This is a genomic window from Dactylosporangium sp. CA-139114, assembly GCF_050955725.1.
In the GTDB taxonomy this organism is placed as follows: Bacteria; Actinomycetota; Actinomycetes; order Mycobacteriales; family Micromonosporaceae; genus Dactylosporangium.
Map to the genome: position 1 here is coordinate 4141658 of NZ_CP192080.1, position 16147 is coordinate 4157804.

The following is a 16147-nucleotide window of genomic DNA, read 5'->3' on the forward strand; positions in this document are numbered from 1 at the left end:
TTATGCAATGTCTGCCGTACCTCTCCGGAGCATGCAGGCGACGAGGGCGACGGCGGCCAGGGCGGCCGCGGCGGCCGCGAGCAGCGCCGGGCCGGGCCCCCACAGCTGCCACGCGAGGCCGAACAGGATCGAGGAGACCAGATACGCCAGGGCCTGCCCGCTCTGCACCAGGGCGATGCCGGTCGTGCGCAGCGACTCCGGCAGCAGCGGCCCGGCGAGCGCCATCAGCACGCCGTCGGTCGCCGCGTAGAACGCGCCGTAGAGGGCCACCGTGAGCACCAGCATCGGCACGCCGCCGAGCCCGGCGGCGAGCAGCAGGTAGACGACCGCGAGCGCGGCGAACCCGGCCAGGTAGACACGGGCGCGCCCGACGCGGTCGGCGAGGCGGCCCAGCGGGACGGCGAGGAGCAGATAGACGAGGCTGGTGCCGACGGCCAGCAGCGGAAACCATCCGACGGCGAGATCGTGGCGGCGCTGCAGCACCAGGTAGACGAACCCGTCGCCGATGGTGGCCAGGCCCATGACGGCCGCGGCGAGCACGACGAGCCGGAAGTCCCGGCGCGCGAGCAGTGCGGCGGCGGCGCGCATGGAGACGGCCGCGGGTGCCGTGGGCCGGCTCGGGGAGGGTTCGCTCGTCCAGGCCGGGCCGCGGTGCTCGGGCACGAAGGTGAGCAGGACGAACACGCCCAGCGCGGCGATGGCGAAGCTCGTCACGAACACGGCGTCGAAGGACTGCGCCGAGGCGCCCAGGACCGCCACCGCGACCAGCGGGCCGGCGAAGGCCCCCACGCTGTCCATCGCGCGGTGCACACCGAAGGCCCGGCCCAGGCGGTCCGCCGGCGTGGACAGCGTGATGAGCGCGTCGCGCGGGGCGGTGCGCAGGCCCTTGCCCGCGCGGTCGGCGACGATCACGGCGCTGAGCAGCGGGACCGACGAGCCCGCGGCGAGCAGGCCCAGCTTGGCCACCGCGGAGATGCCGTAGCCGGCGGCGGCGACGGCCTTGCGGCGGCGGATGCGGTCGGCCACGTAGCCGCCGGCGAGGCGCAGCAGCGCGGTGGCGCCGGTGTAGAGGCCGTCGACCACGCCGTAGCCGAGGGGGCCGAGGTGCAGGCCCAGCATGAGGTACAGCGGCAGGATCGCGGCCACCATCTCCGACGAGACGTCGGTGATCAGGCTCACCGTGCCCAGGGCGAGCACTGTGGCGGCGACGCGGGTGCCGCGCGGGGCGGGGCCGGTGACCGGCTTGTCCACTGTGGACAGGTACACGTCAGCCTCTCGTGGCCGGCGGGCGCCCCGCTGGAGACGGGGCGCCCGGGGATCGATCAGTTCCAGACGTCCGTGATCGGGGACAGGCTCGCCGCGCCGCCGATGCCCGGCAGGCCGTACGCGCCCTCGATGGTGCGCAGGACGTTGTAGTGGTTGATCTTCTCGGCGTAGGAGCCGGCCTGCACGTGCGCGCCGGCGAAGACGGTGAAGATCTGGTTGAGGGCCAGGCGGTTGTCCTCGTCGAACGTCACGATCAGCAGGCTGTTGTGCGTCTTGGCCCACTGCGCGTAGGCGTCGAGGTTGTTCTTGAGCCACGTGTCCCCGGTGCCGACCGAGCAGTCGTGCATGTCGTTGCACATGTTCGGCGAGACGAACGCGACCGTCGGCAGCGAGGCGTAGTTCGACGACGAGGGGAAGCTCGCGTACGTCAGGTTCGACGCCGCGGGCACGCTCGAGAAGTCGACCCAGGCGTTGTGCTTGCGCTGGTAGTTGCCGCTCGAGCAGCCGGTGTAGCCGTTGGAGGGCATGGACTCGGAGTAGCCCTTGAACGACAGCCCGGCGCCCGACAGCTGCGACTGCAGGTTGGTGCCGGTAAAGTTCTTCGGGCAGTCGTCGCTGGTCACGCCCTGGGTGGAGCCCGAGAACAGCGCGATATAGTTCGGCTGGCTCGGGTGCGTGATCGCGTAGGATTTGGTGAACTTCGCGCCCTGGCTCGCCAGGGAGTTGAAGTACGGGGCGGAGCCGGCGCCGCTGATCTGGGAGTACGCGTGGTTCTCGAACATCACCAGAACGATGTGATCGAAGCGCGGAACCCCGGTGGCGGCCTGGGCGGTGGACGCCGCGGCGGTCAGGCCACCGGCGACGAGGGCAGTGGTCGCCAGCGCGAACACCACCCGACGAATCGACATGTGTAGATTCCCCCTCACTGGGCCGGGATGACACCCCCATCGTACGCATCGATAGATGGAAGACTATGACTCTTGCGGGTCCGTCAGGCGTGCGCCCGGTGAACTCCCCGCACCGCCCGCACGCTCCCGGCCCACGACGACCGCGCGCCGGCATGGGTGTTGCCGATCGCATCCGGGTCGGCGGTCTTCGACTCGTCGTGTGCGGTGGTGATGCTCGCCGGCTCCGGATCACCGTCGTCGGCCGCGGCGTGAGGACCGGCCGGGTTGGCCGGCGACCCCAGGCGTGGTTCTCACCGGCACCGGCCACAACCGCGGCCAGGGGGGCGCCACAGCCCGGCGGACGTCGGTCCCGGCGCTGACGCCGCACAGCACCGCCGCCCATGCGCGGCGATCGCGAGCAGCGCGACGGCCGGCTTCGAAGGCGCGTTCGAGAGGCTGGCCTTGGGCGGCCTCGACGGTGCCGGGCGGCGCCCTGGCGTGCCACTGGCTCGCAGCGCACACGCCGGCTCCCTCCCACCGGCTCCCTGTCACCGGCTCGCTGTCACCGGCTCGCTGTCACCGGCTCGCCGTGCTGTCGCCCTGGCCTGCCGCTGCCGTGGACGGTGCCCTGCGGCTGCTGCTCGGCCTCGCCCTGGTGCCCACGGACGCTCGTTGCACCGCCCAGGGTCTGGCGGCACGGGTGGAGTGGCGTGGTCACGTATGCGGCGCCGGTGATGCTCTTCCCGGCGGCCGACCAGTGGGCCGCGCGGGGTTCCCGTGCACGCGGTTGACGTCCGCTGGCGCTTCCGGGCCGCGCACCATGCAGCCGCGCACGTGCGGCCGCGCACCCCGGAGCTGCGCGCCCCGAGCCGCGCGGCTGCGCACCGCAGGGCCGCGCGTCGCGGAGTCGCGCGTCGCGGAGTCGCACGGCGTGCAGCGGTTCACCGCAGGGCCGTGCACCGTGCAGCCGCGCACGTGCGGCCACGCACCCCGGAGCTGCGCGCCCCGAGCCGCGCGGCTGCGCACCGCAGGGCCGCGCGCCGCGGAGTCGCGCGTCGCGGAGTCGCACGGCGTGCAGCGGCGTATTGCAGGGCAGCGCACCGTGCAGTCGCGCGTGGCGGAGTCGTGCACCTGGAGTCGCGCGGCGCAAGCCGTGCAGCGGTTCACCGCAGGGCCGTGCACCGTGCAGCCGCGCACGTGCGGCCGCGCACCCCGAAGCTGCGCGCCCCGAGCCGCGCGGCTGCGCACCGCAGGGCCGCGCGTCGCGGAGTCACACGGCGTGCAGCGGTTCACCGCAGGGCCGTGCACCGTGGAGTCGTGCACGCCGAAGTCACGCGCCGAGAGCAATGCGGGCGCACGCCGTTTTGTGGCCGCTGTGATGGAATATCGTTGCGGACCGTTTGTATATGCGTGCAGGCGCCGGGTGATGCCTGTGCGCGGCCCCGGCTCGTGGGATTGTTGCATCGGGGGAATTGCGGTGCCAGACTCAGCTGGGGCGCTGGCGTGATTGTCCGCGGTCGGTTGGTGTGATTGTTCGGCCGGCCCGATGGGCGCCGTTGGGGTGGGGTCGGACGGCGGTTGTGTCGAGACGGCCTCAGGAGGTCGCTGGCTTGGAGGAGCTGGCGCTTCGGGCTCGGGATCTGCGGGACCGTGGATGCGGCGCAGCTTCTCCGCATGCCGTCTCACCAACCCCCAATCACGCCGTCGCTGCGCTTCCTTCCGAAACTCGTCCTTCCCGGGCCACCAATTCCGGGCCTTCGTGCGGTCACGCATGGCAGCCAATTCCCGAGAACTGAAAAGCTGCATCTGCCCCATGCCCAAAATTATCCCAGAACACGACCGGGCCATCGATCCCGAACCACGCCGAGCGCAAATAGTGAACATTCCGGAACCGGAGCGAAGCCCGGATCAAGAGTTGCTTTTCGGGGCTGTCCCCAACGCGAGCCGGCCCGTCCGTTGGCCTACGGTCGCCGGTCCGTCACCGCTGCCGGCCGTCGCGCCGGATCTGCCGGGTGTGGGGGCCGGCCGAGTGGTCAACGCGTGCGCAGGGATCAGCCCCCCGGCCGGGCAACGCGTCAGCGTGCGCCGGGACGGCATCCTGCCCCATGTCATCGACGAGCGGGACCAGCTGCGACGCATCCCGCGCTGCCCTTTTCCCCCGACGCCTGTGGGGCAACGAAGAGTCCCGGTCAGCACGGGTGAGCTGGGCCAGGGACGGGCCGTCGCGTCCGCCCCGCGCCGGCCAGCAGCGTGCCGCCGAGCGCCAACCCGAGCACCGCGCCCCGGTGGCCGCGCGGCGGGGTCGTCGGGGCGGACTAGTGCGGCAGCACCACGTGTGCGTCGTCGCCGGTGGCCAGGGCTGAGCCGTCGGCGTGGTACGCGACCGCGTGCAGTGCCGCGCGCTCCACGCCCCGTCGGCCAGGTCGAACAGGCGCGGGACGCCGTCGAGCCCGGCCGCGGTGAGCACATGGGTGGACCGCCAGCGTGGCCGGGCCGCCCGGGTGCGCGTCGAAGACGTCGCGGCGGGGGTGGGCGCAGCCCGAGGCGAGCAGGCTCCCGCCGGGACTGCACGCGACCGCGAGCACCGGGTCGTCGTGGTCGCTGAGGGCATGCCGGACCTGGCCGGTGCCTCGGTCCCGGACGCGCACGCGACGGTCGTGGCCGTGCCGGTGCCGAGGCGCTGCGCGGCAGAGCCGTTCCAAGGCTCAGCGGGTGAACGCCGCTTGCAGGACTCCCGCGAATGCGTCCACATCGGCCGGTGTCGTGTCGAAGGCGGCCATGTAGCGGCGGATCGGGTCGCCGGAGCCGTAGCGGTCGAGCTCCCCGTCGCAGGACGGCAGCGTGGCGAACACGGCGTTGGTGTGCACCGGGTGGACGATCTCGGCGTGAGCCGCGAGGACGGACGCGATGCGGGCGGCCATCGCGTTGGCGTGCTCGGCATTGGTACGCCAAAGGCCCCCGTCGAGCAGCGCGACGAACTGGGCGGCGGTGAACCGGCTCTTGGACAGCAGCTGCATGGCCTGTTTCTGGATCAGGTGCCGCGGACCGGCGAGGCCGGCATCGAGGAAGACCACGGCGTCGGCGGCCAGGGCCCCGTTCTTGGTGCCGCCGAACGACACGACGTCGGCCCCGGTCGCGGCCTCGGCCAGGCCGGTGCCGAGCGCGGCGGCGGCGTTGGCCAGCCGGGCGCCGTCGATGTGCAGCCGCAGCCCGTGCTCGTGCGCGGTGTCGGCCAGGGCGCGCAGCTCGGCGACGGAGTACAGGGTGCCGAGCTCGGTCGGCTGGGCGATCGACACCGCCCGGGGCAGCGGGGCGTGCGGCGGGTCGCCGGCCCGGGCGAACGCGGCGACCTGCGCGGGCGTGAGCCGGCCGTCGGGGGTGTCCACGGTGGTGATCCGCCCGCCGGTGAACCGTTCCGGGGCCGCGCACTCGTCGGTGACGATGTGCGCGGTCCCGGCGCAGAGGACGGTCTCGTACGGGCGCAGGAGCGCCGCCAGCGCGATGACGTTCGCCGCGGTCCCGGTGACCGCGAGCACCGTCTCGGCCCGCTCGCCGAAGTGCTCGCGGAACAGCGCGTCGGCCCGGGCGGTCACCGGGTCGCGGCCGTAGGAGGGCACGTGCCCGGTGTTGGCCTCCGCGATGGCCGCGAGCACGTCCGGATGGACGCCCGCGGTGTTGTCACTGATCAGGTACACGCCTTCAGGATGCCGTCCCACAGGGCCACGCGGGCGTCCAGGGCCGCGATGACGGTGTCCGCCGCCTCGGTCCAGCGCGCGGCGTCGTCCCCGCACAGGTCGGCCAGCATCTGCATGGCCATCGGCGTGTGCTCCTCGCCGTCGACCTCGATGTGGCGGGCCAGGTAGTCCACGAACGTGTCGAGCCTGCCCGCGCCGCGCTCGTTGACCTTCACGACCTGCTCGAACATGTCGGGGATGAGGTCCTCGCGGCCGAAGGCGAACGCGGCCGCCTGGCAGTGCACCGGCGCGGTGCGGATGAAGTCCCACGTCGTGGTCGTGAACGCGGCCGACGGGGCGGGCACGGCGGCGGCCACGAGCGCCTCCGGCACCCCGGTGCCCGCGCGCAGGGCGGCGATGAAGGCGTCGATCGCGGTGCGGTCGGCGCCGGCCTCGGTCATGCCCTCGAGGTACAGCTCGAAGTGGCTGATGAACCCGCCGCGCAGCTCGTCGCTCTCCTCGACGAGCACGATGTCGTTGATGAGCCGGCGGCTGCCGGTCGGGCCGCTGGGCACCCACGGCACGTCGACGCAGGTGAGGCTGCGCTGCAGCGACTTGAGCAGGGACATGAAGTCCCACACGGCGAAGACGTGGTGCTCCATGAACGTCACGATCGCCGCGTGGTCGCGCAGCGCGGCGTAGAGCGGATGGCCGACCACGCGGTCGCGGGCCGGGGTGATCTCCGCCTTGAGCTTCTCGATCCCGGGGTGCGTGTCGCCCCAGTCGTAGCGGGACATGTCCTCTCCTTACTGCAGCGACCACCAGTGGCGGCCGGCCTCGGGCAATGTGTGGATCGGGTCGTAGTAGAAGGAGGAGCCGGACCATGCGGAGACGCCGCGCTCGCGGTCGTAGGAGACGGCCTGGTGCACCCAGCGCTTGCCGGCGTAGGGCACGTCGCAGACCAGGCGCGGGGTGGCGTACCCGGGCAGCCAGCCCATCAGCCCGTCCTGCAGCGTGATCGCGGCCGAGAGCGGGATGCGCCAGTGCTCGGCGCCGGGGATCATGTCGCAGAGGTAGAAGTAGTACGGCAGGATGCCCGCCTCGTCCTGCAGGCCGAAGCACAGGTCGAGCAGTGCCCCGACCGAGTCGTTCACCCCGGCCAGCAGCACGCCCTGGTTGCGCACGTCGCGCACGCCCGCGCCGAGCAGTGCCCGGGCCGCCTCGGCGACCAGCGGGGTGAGCGACGCGACGTGGTTGGCGTGGGTGTGCACGGCCAGGTTCACGCCGCGCTCCCGGGCCACGGCCGCGACCCGGGCCACGCCCTCGACCACGCCGGGCTGCAGCCAGTGCTGGGGCAGCCCGACGAGCGCCTTGGTGGCCAGGCGGATGTCGCGGATCGAGTCCAGGTCGAGCAGCTGGCGCAGGAAGCCCTCGAGCTGGTGCCACGGCACGTTGGCCACGTCGCCGCCGGAGACGACCACGTCGCGGACCGCGGGGGTGCGCTTGAGGTAGTCCAGCATCAGCTCCCGGCGATGGGCGGGCTTGAGCGTGAGCCGGTTCTTGGTCACCTGCGGCGTCGAGGTGCCCACGAGGTCCATCCGGGTGCAGTGCCCGCAGTACTGCGGACACGTCGTCACCAGCTCGGCGAGCACCTTCGTGGGGTACCGGTGCGTGAGCCCCTCGACCGCCCACATCTCGGCCTCGTGCAGCGAGTCCCGCTCGGCCCGCGGGTGGCTCGGCCAGACGGGGTGCCGGTCGGAGGCGAGCGGCAGCATGTAGCGGCGCACCGGGTCGGCCCGCAGCGCCTCGGCGTCCGGCTCGGCGCCGGGCACCATCGTGTTGAGCATCTGCGGCGGCAGCAGCATCGCCATGGTGGCGAACCGGGCCCGGTCGGCGGCGAGGTCGTCGTAGAAGTCGTCGCCGGCCCGGTCGCCGAGCACGGCCCGCAGCTGCGCGGGGGTCTTGACGCAGTGCGCGCGCTGCCAGCCGGCGCTGCGCCACTCGGCCGCGGTGACCGACCGGTAACCGGGCAGGCGCCGCCAGTCGGGTTCGACCAGCGGCGTCCGCACGTAGGTGTAGCCGGTCACGACAGCAGGGACGCGTGCCGCGCCCGCAGCTCCCGCTTGAGCACCTTGCCGGTCGGGCCGAGCGGGAAGTCGGCCGGGGTGCGCGCGATCCGCACCGCGGCCAGGGGCGCGAGGCCGGCCCCGGCGAGCTCCTTGTTCGCCCGCTCCAGCAGCTCGTCCTCGCCGGGATCGGCGCCCGCCTGCAGCTGCACGACGGCGATCGGCAGCTGGCCGCCGCCGGGCGCGGGGACGCCGACCACCGAGCAGTCGCGGACCATCGCGGCGCAGTCGGCGAGCAGCACCTCCTCCAGCGGCAGGCTGTAGACCGGGCCGTCCACGGTGTCGATGACGTCGACGGTGCGGTCGAGGTGGTAGAAGTTCCCGTCCGCGTCGCGGTAGGCGACGTCGCCGGTTAACCAGAAGCCGTTGAGCCTGAAGCTGGCGGTGAGCCTGGGATTGTGCCAGTAGCCCGGCGTGAGCGACGGCGACTTGACCGCGAGGAGCCCGACCGTGCCGTCGGGCAGCTCGGTGCCGTCCTCGTCCAGGATCGCCGCGGCCTCGACGACCTCGAGCGGCTTGCCGACGCACCGGTCGTTGCGGACGGTCTCCGGGGTGGTGATGCCGCCGAAGAGCGCCATGCCCATCTCGGAGGAGCCGAGCCCGTCGACGAACTGGGAGCCGGGCAGCGCCGCCTCGGCCGCGGCCTCGCTCGGCAGCAGCCACGGCTTGATGAGCCCGGCCGGGCGCTCGCCCAGGGTGACCAGGCGCCGGATGTGGCCGTGGTGCGCGGAGTCGCCGGTGTTGAACCACGAGTGGACCTTCGCGGCGCCCTTGACCGGCAGCTCGCCGGTGGCCAGCTCCACGAACGTGCGGGGGAACGACGCGACCATGGTGGGCTGGAAGGCCTCCATCACCGGCTCGACGGTCGCGCGGCGGTGGTCGCCCATGACCATGACCGGCAGGCCGAGCAGGATCGCGGTGAGGAAGTAGCTCAGCCCGCCGGCGTGGGTGTGCGGCATGAGCGACATGAGGCGGTCGTACGGCTCGCAGGGGAAGCGCACCATGCGCGGCTGCTTGCCGTTCCAGAACTGCCGGTGGGCGAGCATCGTGGACTTCGGGGTGCCGGTGGTGCCGCTGGAGTGGATGAGCCCGACGACGTCGTCCGGCGCGTGCTGGTACGGGTACGACGGCGGCAGTTCGACCCCGGACGCGTCGAACGCCTGCACCTCGGCCGCGAGCGCCAGGAACCGGGGCCGCCGCTGGGGGTTCTGCCGGTAGGCGGTGGCGAGCCGGGTGGTGTCGTCGGCCACGACCCCGACGACGCCGACGTGGTCGAGGTAGCGGACCATGACGTCGGGCCGCATCGCGTCGTTGACCATCGCCGGGATGGCGCCGAGCGCGGTGAGCGCGAGGAAGTGCAGCAGCGGCTCGAGGCCCTCGGCGACCACGACGGCGACGGGCTCGCCGGGGCGGACCCCGTTGACCGTGTACCAGCGCGCGTAGCGGTCCCGCAGCGCCACCAGGTCGAGCAGGCTGTGCCCGCGCAGGACCACGCCACCGGTGTGGTCGGGGTGGTGGCTGTAGACCACGGGCACGGCCCGGTTCGGGTTGTGCTCGGCCGCGTACTGCAGGAAGTTGCCGGCCCCGAGCGCCGGCTCGGTCATGAACCGCTCGCGCACCTCGAGCGGCGCGACCGGGCTGTGCGTCTCATACATCGTGCTCCTCCAAAACCGACAAGGCCGCTCGGTGGCCCGAGCGGATCGCGCCCTCCATGAGCCCGAAGAACTCGGTGCTCGTCTCGGTGCCGGCCCAGTGCACGCGGTGGTGCCGCTCGGTCAGCCGCGGCCCGGTGGCGAGCCAGTCGCCGGGGCCCAGGAGCGCGGCGTAGCAGCCGCGGCTCCAGCGCTCGTGCACCCAGTCGGTGACGTGCACCGCGATCGGCTCGGGCAGGCCGGGGAACAGCCTCGCCGCCTGCGCGGTCGCGGCCGCCCGCCGTTCGCGCTCGCCGAGCGCGGCGAAGCGGTGCGCGTCGGCACCGGTGACGAAGCCGGTCAGCACCCCCGCCCCGCCGCCGGCCGGACTGTCGTCCACAGTGGACGTCAGCGGCCCCTGCGCGCTGACCGACCAGCCCGACAGGCCCTGCTCACGCCACAGCGGCGAGGGATGGACCAGGTGTACCTTCACCGCGCAGCCGGGCGCGGTGGCCCGCCCGGACCGGGGCGCCGGCAGCCCCGGGCGGAAGTCGATGGCGTCGGCGAGCAGCGGCGGGACCGCGACGACGACGGCGTCGGCGCGGTAGTGGCCCTCGACGGTCACCCCGTGCGCGTCCTGGTGCACGCTCGTGACCGGCCGGCCGAGGACCACCCGCCCGGCGAGCCGCTCGGCCAGCAGCTCGCAGGCCTGGTGCGCGCCTCCGTCCACCCTGGACTCCTGGGCGCCGCCGGCGAAGGCGTTGAGGTATCGCAGCCCCCCGCCCGAGCGCAGGTAGAACGCCATGTGCAGGACCGAGACGTCCTCGGGCGCGGCGGCCATCATCTCGCCGAGGAACAGCGGGAAGAAGGCCCGCGCGTCGGGGTGGGTCAGGTTCGCCCGCGCCCACGCGCCGGCGGTGAGCGTGTCGAGCGCCGCGGCCCCCTCGGTGGCCCAGGGCGCCGCGGGGTCGACCCGGCGGGTGAGCGCGTCGAGGCGGTCGAAGAGGTCGCCGAGCGCGACCGCGGCCAGCGGCGGGAACCGGCCGTCGCGCTGCTCGACGGCGTCGCCGTGCAGCGCGAACCGGCTGGCCCCGTCCATCCCCGTCGGGACCGTCTTGAGCCCGAGCCGGGCCAGGAGGTCGAGCAGGGCGGTGTGGCGCTCGCCGAGGTACGCGGCGCCGGCGTCGACCCACGCCCCCGGCGCCACCTCGAGGCCGTGGGTGCGCCCGCCGACCCGGTCGCGCGCCTCCAGCACGGTCACGTCCGCCCCGGCCTCGGCGAGGCGGGTTGCGGCGGTGAGCCCGGCCAGACCGGCCCCGACCACGACGACCCTCACGGAGCCACGCCCAACGGGCTCGCCTGGCGGCCGATGAGCAAGGTGGAGAGTGCGGCCGGGGTGGGGTGGGCCACGAAGTCCTCGAACGTCAGCTCGCCGCCGCCGGCCCGGTAGACCGCGGACAGCACGCGGGTGGCCAGCAGCGAGTCCCCGCCGGCGGCGAAGAAGTCCTCGTCGGGGGCGATGCCGGGCGCCTCCAGCACCTCGGCGTAGATCAGGGTGAGCTCGTCGACGGTCAACGCAGGGCCTCCTCGTGGGCTTGGGCGGTGGCGGAGCGGTCGACCTTGCCGCTCGCGGTGTAGGCGAGCGCCTCGACCCGCTCGATGCGTGCGGGCACCAGATGGCCGGGCAGGTGCGTGCGGACGTGGGCGGCGATGTCGGCGATGTCGGCGGTCCCGGGGGTCGTCACGACGTAGGCGGTCAGCGACGTCTGCCCGCCGCGCACGCTCGCCACCACGGCGACCCCGCGCACGCCCGGGTGCTCGGCCAGCCGCGCCTCGATCTCGCCGGGGTCGACGCGGATGCCGCGGATCTTCACCTGGCGGTCGCGGCGGCCCTCGTGCACGAGCTGCCCGTCGCCGCGCCGGGACACCAGGTCGCCGGTGCGGAACCAGCGTTCGCCGTCGCGCTGCACGAACCGCTCGGCGGTCTCGGCGGGCCGGCCGAGGTAGCCGCGGGCGAGCGCCGGGCCGCCGATGAGCAGCTCGCCGTCGGCCTCGATCCGCTCGCGCACGTGCGGCAGCGCCCGCCCGATCGGGGCCCCGTCGCCGGGCAGTTCGGCGGCGTGCGTGATCAGGGTGGTCTCGGTGCAGCCGTACGTGTTGAGCAGCCGCACGCCTCGCGTCCCCGGCAGCGCGGACCACTCGGCGAGTCGGGCCGGGGCCACCGCCTCCCCGCCGATGACGACGAGCCGCACGCTCGCGGGCAGCCCGTGCCCGGCGGCCGCGAGGTGCCGGACGAGCTCGTGCCAGAACGCGGTCGGCAGGTTGAGCACGCTGACCTCGTCGCGCTCGACCGCGCGCAGCAGCCGCGGGAACGACCCGCTGTGCGCGTCGTCGGCGAGCACGACCGCGGCCCCGGCCAGCAGCGTCGGCAGGATCTCCTCGAAGCACGTGTCCCAGTTGAGCGAGGCGAACTGCAGCACCCGGTCGGCCGCGGTGAGCCCGAACAGCCCCGCGAGCGCGGGTGTGACGGTCTCGATCGCGGCGCGCGGGGTGGCGACCGGCTTCGGGGCCCCGGTCGAGCCGGAGGTGAACAGGATGTAGGCGAGGTCGTCACCGGCGGCGTCGCCCGGCTCGGCGACGGCTTGCCGCATCGCCTCGCGCCGGGCGGGCGGGAACGCGGGGTCGAGCGGGCAGTAGGTGCCGCCGGCCGCCCAGATCCCCAGCAGCTCGGCGATCGTGGCCGGGTCGTGCCGCGCGTCGACGGTCACCGTGCCGGGCCGCGGCCCGAGCCGGCGCCGCACGGCGCCGAGGTCCGCGGCGAGCTGCCCGTAGCTCACCGGGATGCTGTTGTGCACGATCGCGGGCCGCAGCGGCGCCACGCGGGCGTGCGCGGCCACGGCGGACAGCAGCGTGTCGATGATGCCACCTCACCTGCTCGAAGGGCGTTCGACGCGTTGTCGAAGGCCCGCCGAGCGTGGCATCGGCCGCTACAGATCGGCTGTGGATGCGCCACACGGCCGCGAGTGATGCGCTGCGGACTCCCGCCACCGTCGGACGGTGCGCCGCGGGCCCCAGCCCGCGCGGCCCGGCATGCGGTGCGGGCCCCAGCCCGCGCGGCCCCGCGTGCGGTGCGGGCACTAGCCCGCGCGGCCCGGCGAAGGTGCGGGCCGCGCGGGGTGGGTGCTCAGACGGCGATGCCGACCGGACCGCGGCGGCGCATCCACTCGTCGACGGCGTCGCGGTCCACGAGCTCGGCCCCGCACTCGCGGGCGTAGCGCAGCACCAGGTCGTGGAACCGGTAGCCGCCCGGCCCCGACTCGGTGAGCAGGTTGACGCTCACCAGCTCGTCCAGCAGCTGCCGCACCCGTCGCAGCGCCCGGTCGGTCGTGGCCATCGAGCGGTCCACCGTGATCGCGGCGCCGCGATCCAGCCCGAGCCGGCCGAACAGGTGCGCCGCTGCCGGGCTGAGCGTCGCGTGCGCGCTGGCCAGCGCCGGCGCGAGCACGCCGGGCACCCCCGCCGGGCCGGCGGCGAACCCGTCGCGGGAGCCGTCGCCGGGGGCGTCGCCCCTCCGGCCGCCGCGGCGGAGCACGTCGAGGGAGCCGCCGGGCGCGTCGTCGTCCAGGTCGGCGCCGGTCAGCTCCTCGGCGAACGCGTCCAGCGACTGCCCCGGCCGCCCGGCCAGCCGCAGCCCGGCCGTGCGCACCGCGAGCGGGTAGCCGCCGCACCAGCGCACGAGCCGCCCGGCCGCCGGGTCGCCGCGGCGCATCTCCCGGCCCGCGATGCGCTCCAGCAGCTCCCGGGTGGCCTCGCCGGTCAGCGGGTCCATCGGCAGCACCTCGACCTCGTGGTGCGCGGCCAGGGCCGGCAGCCGCAGCCGGCTGGTGACCACGAGCTGCCCGTCCGTGGTCGGCGGCACGAGCGGGAGCAGCTGCTCGACCGAGCCGGCGTCGTCGGCCACGATGAGCACGCGGCGGCCGTTGAGGTGGGCACGGTACCGCGCCGTGCGCTCGTCCAGCCCCTCCGGCAGCTCGTCGCGGCCCGCCCCGAGCGCGCTCAGCACCGCCCCGAGCGCGTCCAGCGGCGACAGCGCGTCGCCGTGCAGGTCGACGTAGATCTGGCCGTCCGGGAAGTCCCCGGCCGCGCCGTGCGCCCACTTCACGACGAGCGCGGTCTTGCCGAGCCCGCCGAGGCCGGAGACGAGCACCACCCGCGGCTCGTCGGCGGGGCGGGTGACCGCGTCGGTGAGCGCCTTGAGCGCCTCGTCGCGCCCGGTGAAGTGCCCGACGCTGGCCGGCAGCGTGGCCGGCGCCCGCATGGCCCCCGCGGCCGTGGTGAACGGCCCCGCCGCGAGGGCCCCCGGTAAGGCCGGGGCGTCGGCGAACCGGGCCGCGAACGGGTCCGGCGCCCGCTCCAGCCCCACCGCCAGCGCCGAGCCCATCGAGCCCGCGGCCGGGGCGGGCGCGTAGGCCGTGATCGCGTCCGCCCAGGCCTCGGCCCGCGGCGGCGCGATCTCGCCGCGCAGGATCGCCGCGTGCAGCCCGCGCAGCTCGGGTCCGGGGTCGCCGCCGAGCTCGTCCGCGAGCCGCCGCCGCAGCGTCTCGTAGACGTGCAGCGCGTCGGCCTGGCGACCGGCCCGCAGCAAGGCCCGCATGAGCTGCCCGGCGAGCCGCTCCCGCAGCGGGTTCGCGGCCAGCAGCCCGGCCATCTCCCCGACCAGGTCCGCGACCCCGGCCAGCCCGGCCGGCGGCCCGACCGCCAGCTCGGCCTCGAAGAGCTCCTCGAACAGGCCGATGCGCAGCTCGGCGAGGCGGACGCGCTCGACCTCGGCGCCCGGCGCGGTGACGCCGTCGAGCGGGTCGCCGCGCCAGAGTGCGAGGGCGGCGCGCAGGTCGCGGGCGGTGTCGGCGACGGTGGCGCCGCGGCGGGCCCGGCGCACCAGGGCGTGCATGGCGTCGAGGTCGGTCGCGGCGCCGGCCGCCTCGAGGACGTAGCCGGGGTGCCGGGTGGCCAGCGTCGCGCCGACCTTGCGCCGCAGGGCCGAGACGAGGCCCTGGACCCGGGAGCGGGGGGCGGCCGGGTGCCGGTCGCTCCACAGCAGCTCGATGATGCGCTCGGTGGAGACGACCGCATTTCTGGACAGCGCGAGAATGGCGAGAACATTGCGTTCCAACGGCGAGAGGGAAACCGTACGGCCGGATACGCGCGCCTCGGTCGGACCCAGCAGCGATACCTCAAGCATCGATATACCTCATCCCGTAGAGCTGTCCCACATCGTGTGTGTGATCGATTGCGGCCGATCGGTTCGCGATCGGGCATCCATTCGTGCACGACGAGGCGAGGCTGCGGCAAGAGTCGGGCAGTCATCACGGAGCGTGACGGCCTTCGATGCTCGGCCAAGGGAGCGAATCGGGCGAATTGCCGGGTGGTTTCGCGCCATGTGTCAACTCGGGCCTTTTCTGGCACGCCGGGCGAGTGGCGCGCAGGCCGTGAAGCGCGGGATTGCCGCGAACCCCTTGGTATGTGATCGGATGCCCACGCAGGCCGCGGTCCCCCGCGAACCCCGGCGGGCCGGACACTGGGTCCGGGGCGCCGAATCGAATTCGCAATTCGCGATGATCGATATATAAAGAAAAGCCGCCGGACTCGAACGCATGTTCGAATCCGGCGGTTTGCGCGCGGGCGGGCGGGGTGTCAGACAAGCCAGGAACTGGCCCGGCGGCGAATCTCGGTGCCGTCGGGGTCGGCGAGCTTCACGGCGGCGAACTCGCGGGCCCAGTCGCTGGTCAGCACCCGGAGCGGCGGGTCGGGGTCGGCCAGCGCGGCGAGGATGATCGCGGCGATCTCGGCGGCCGGCTGCGCGCCCGGCCAGGCGGTGCGGGCGACCCAGTCGAGGTAGGGCCGCAGCACCGGCTCGTAGGGCCCGGCCGAGGCGAGCAGGGACTCGCGGGTGACCCCGGTGTTGGCCGCGAACGCGGTCTGCAGCACCGGCCCGGGCTCGACGAGCACGACGGTCACCCCGAGGCCCCGGGCGACCGGGGCGAGCGCCTCCATGAAGCCCTCGACGGCGAACTTGGCCGCGCAGTAGGCCTCGTTGAACGGCTGCCCGACGAGCCCGCGGGTGCTGCCGACGGTGAGCACCCGCCCGCCCGCGGCCCGCAGGTGCGGCAGCGCGGCCTTGGTCATCGCGACCACGCCGAAGAAGTTGACCTCGATGTTGGCCCGGAACGCGGCCAGGTCGGCCTGCTCGATCGTCGGCACCGTGTTGCCGACGCCGGCGTTGTTGACCAGCGCGTCGAGCCGGCCGTGGTCGGCGGCCACGCCCGCGACGCAGGCCGCGACCGAGTCCGGGTCGGTGACGTCGAGCGGGCGGACGTCGATGCCGGGCAGGTCGAAGGGCTTGCGCATCCCCGCCACCACGCTCCACCCGGCGGCGGCGGCCGCCTTCGCGGTCTCCAGCCCGATGCCGGTGGACGCTCCCGTGACCAGCAGCACCTTGCTCATGCCGCCACCTCCGCTTCGCTCCGGTGTCGGCCTGAGGGAACTGGGTCCATGATGAGCGG

At 74.3% G+C, this 16147-nt stretch carries 12 protein-coding genes; all 12 read right to left on the reverse strand.

Annotated features, from left to right (window positions below; translation table 11 throughout):
• The gene (locus ACQP2P_RS18860; RefSeq protein ID WP_433617711.1) at positions 1-1266 is read right to left on the reverse strand and encodes an MFS transporter; all 1266 of its coding nucleotides are present in this window, start codon (positions 1264-1266) and stop codon (positions 1-3) included.
• A 56-nt stretch (positions 1267-1322) separates the two neighbouring features.
• A complete protein-coding gene (locus ACQP2P_RS18865; protein ID WP_433617713.1) occupies positions 1323-2174 on the reverse strand; it encodes an alkaline phosphatase family protein in 852 nt (283 codons plus the stop codon).
• 2294 nt (positions 2175-4468) lie between these two features.
• Entirely contained in the window at positions 4469-4801 is a 333-nt protein-coding gene (locus tag ACQP2P_RS18870) for a hypothetical protein (protein WP_433617714.1), read from the reverse strand.
• Between the two features lie 57 nt (positions 4802-4858).
• A complete protein-coding gene (locus tag ACQP2P_RS18875) occupies positions 4859-5848 on the reverse strand; it encodes a threonine aldolase family protein (protein ID WP_433617716.1) in 990 nt (329 codons plus the stop codon).
• The gene (locus ACQP2P_RS18880) at positions 5839-6624 is read right to left on the reverse strand and encodes a DUF3050 domain-containing protein (RefSeq protein ID WP_433617717.1); all 786 of its coding nucleotides are present in this window, start codon (positions 6622-6624) and stop codon (positions 5839-5841) included. The genes ACQP2P_RS18875 and ACQP2P_RS18880 overlap by 10 nt, the downstream gene beginning before the upstream one ends.
• A 9-nt stretch (positions 6625-6633) precedes the next feature.
• A complete protein-coding gene (locus ACQP2P_RS18885) occupies positions 6634-7914 on the reverse strand; it encodes a KamA family radical SAM protein (protein WP_433617718.1) in 1281 nt (426 codons plus the stop codon).
• Entirely contained in the window at positions 7911-9608 is a 1698-nt protein-coding gene (locus ACQP2P_RS18890) for a class I adenylate-forming enzyme family protein (protein WP_433617719.1), read from the reverse strand. The genes ACQP2P_RS18885 and ACQP2P_RS18890 overlap by 4 nt, the downstream gene beginning before the upstream one ends.
• Positions 9601-10920 carry a flavin monoamine oxidase family protein gene (locus tag ACQP2P_RS18895; RefSeq protein WP_433617721.1) on the reverse strand — a complete coding sequence of 440 codons (1320 nt, stop codon included), beginning with the start codon at positions 10918-10920 and terminating at the stop codon, positions 9601-9603. Before ACQP2P_RS18895 ends, ACQP2P_RS18890 begins: the two co-directional genes overlap by 8 nt.
• Positions 10917-11159, reverse strand: a complete 243-nt coding sequence (locus ACQP2P_RS18900; protein WP_433617723.1) for an acyl carrier protein — start codon at positions 11157-11159, stop codon at positions 10917-10919. Before ACQP2P_RS18900 ends, ACQP2P_RS18895 begins: the two co-directional genes overlap by 4 nt.
• The gene (locus ACQP2P_RS18905; protein WP_433617725.1) at positions 11156-12481 is read right to left on the reverse strand and encodes an amino acid adenylation domain-containing protein; all 1326 of its coding nucleotides are present in this window, start codon (positions 12479-12481) and stop codon (positions 11156-11158) included. Before ACQP2P_RS18905 ends, ACQP2P_RS18900 begins: the two co-directional genes overlap by 4 nt.
• 287 nt (positions 12482-12768) lie before the next feature.
• Complete coding sequence (locus ACQP2P_RS18910; RefSeq protein ID WP_433617727.1) at positions 12769-14757, reverse strand: BTAD domain-containing putative transcriptional regulator; 1989 nt, start codon at positions 14755-14757, stop codon at positions 12769-12771.
• 521 nt (positions 14758-15278) lie between these two features.
• Entirely contained in the window at positions 15279-16088 is an 810-nt protein-coding gene (locus ACQP2P_RS18915; RefSeq protein ID WP_433617728.1) for an SDR family NAD(P)-dependent oxidoreductase, read from the reverse strand.
• Positions 16089-16147: the final 59 nt, after the last annotated feature.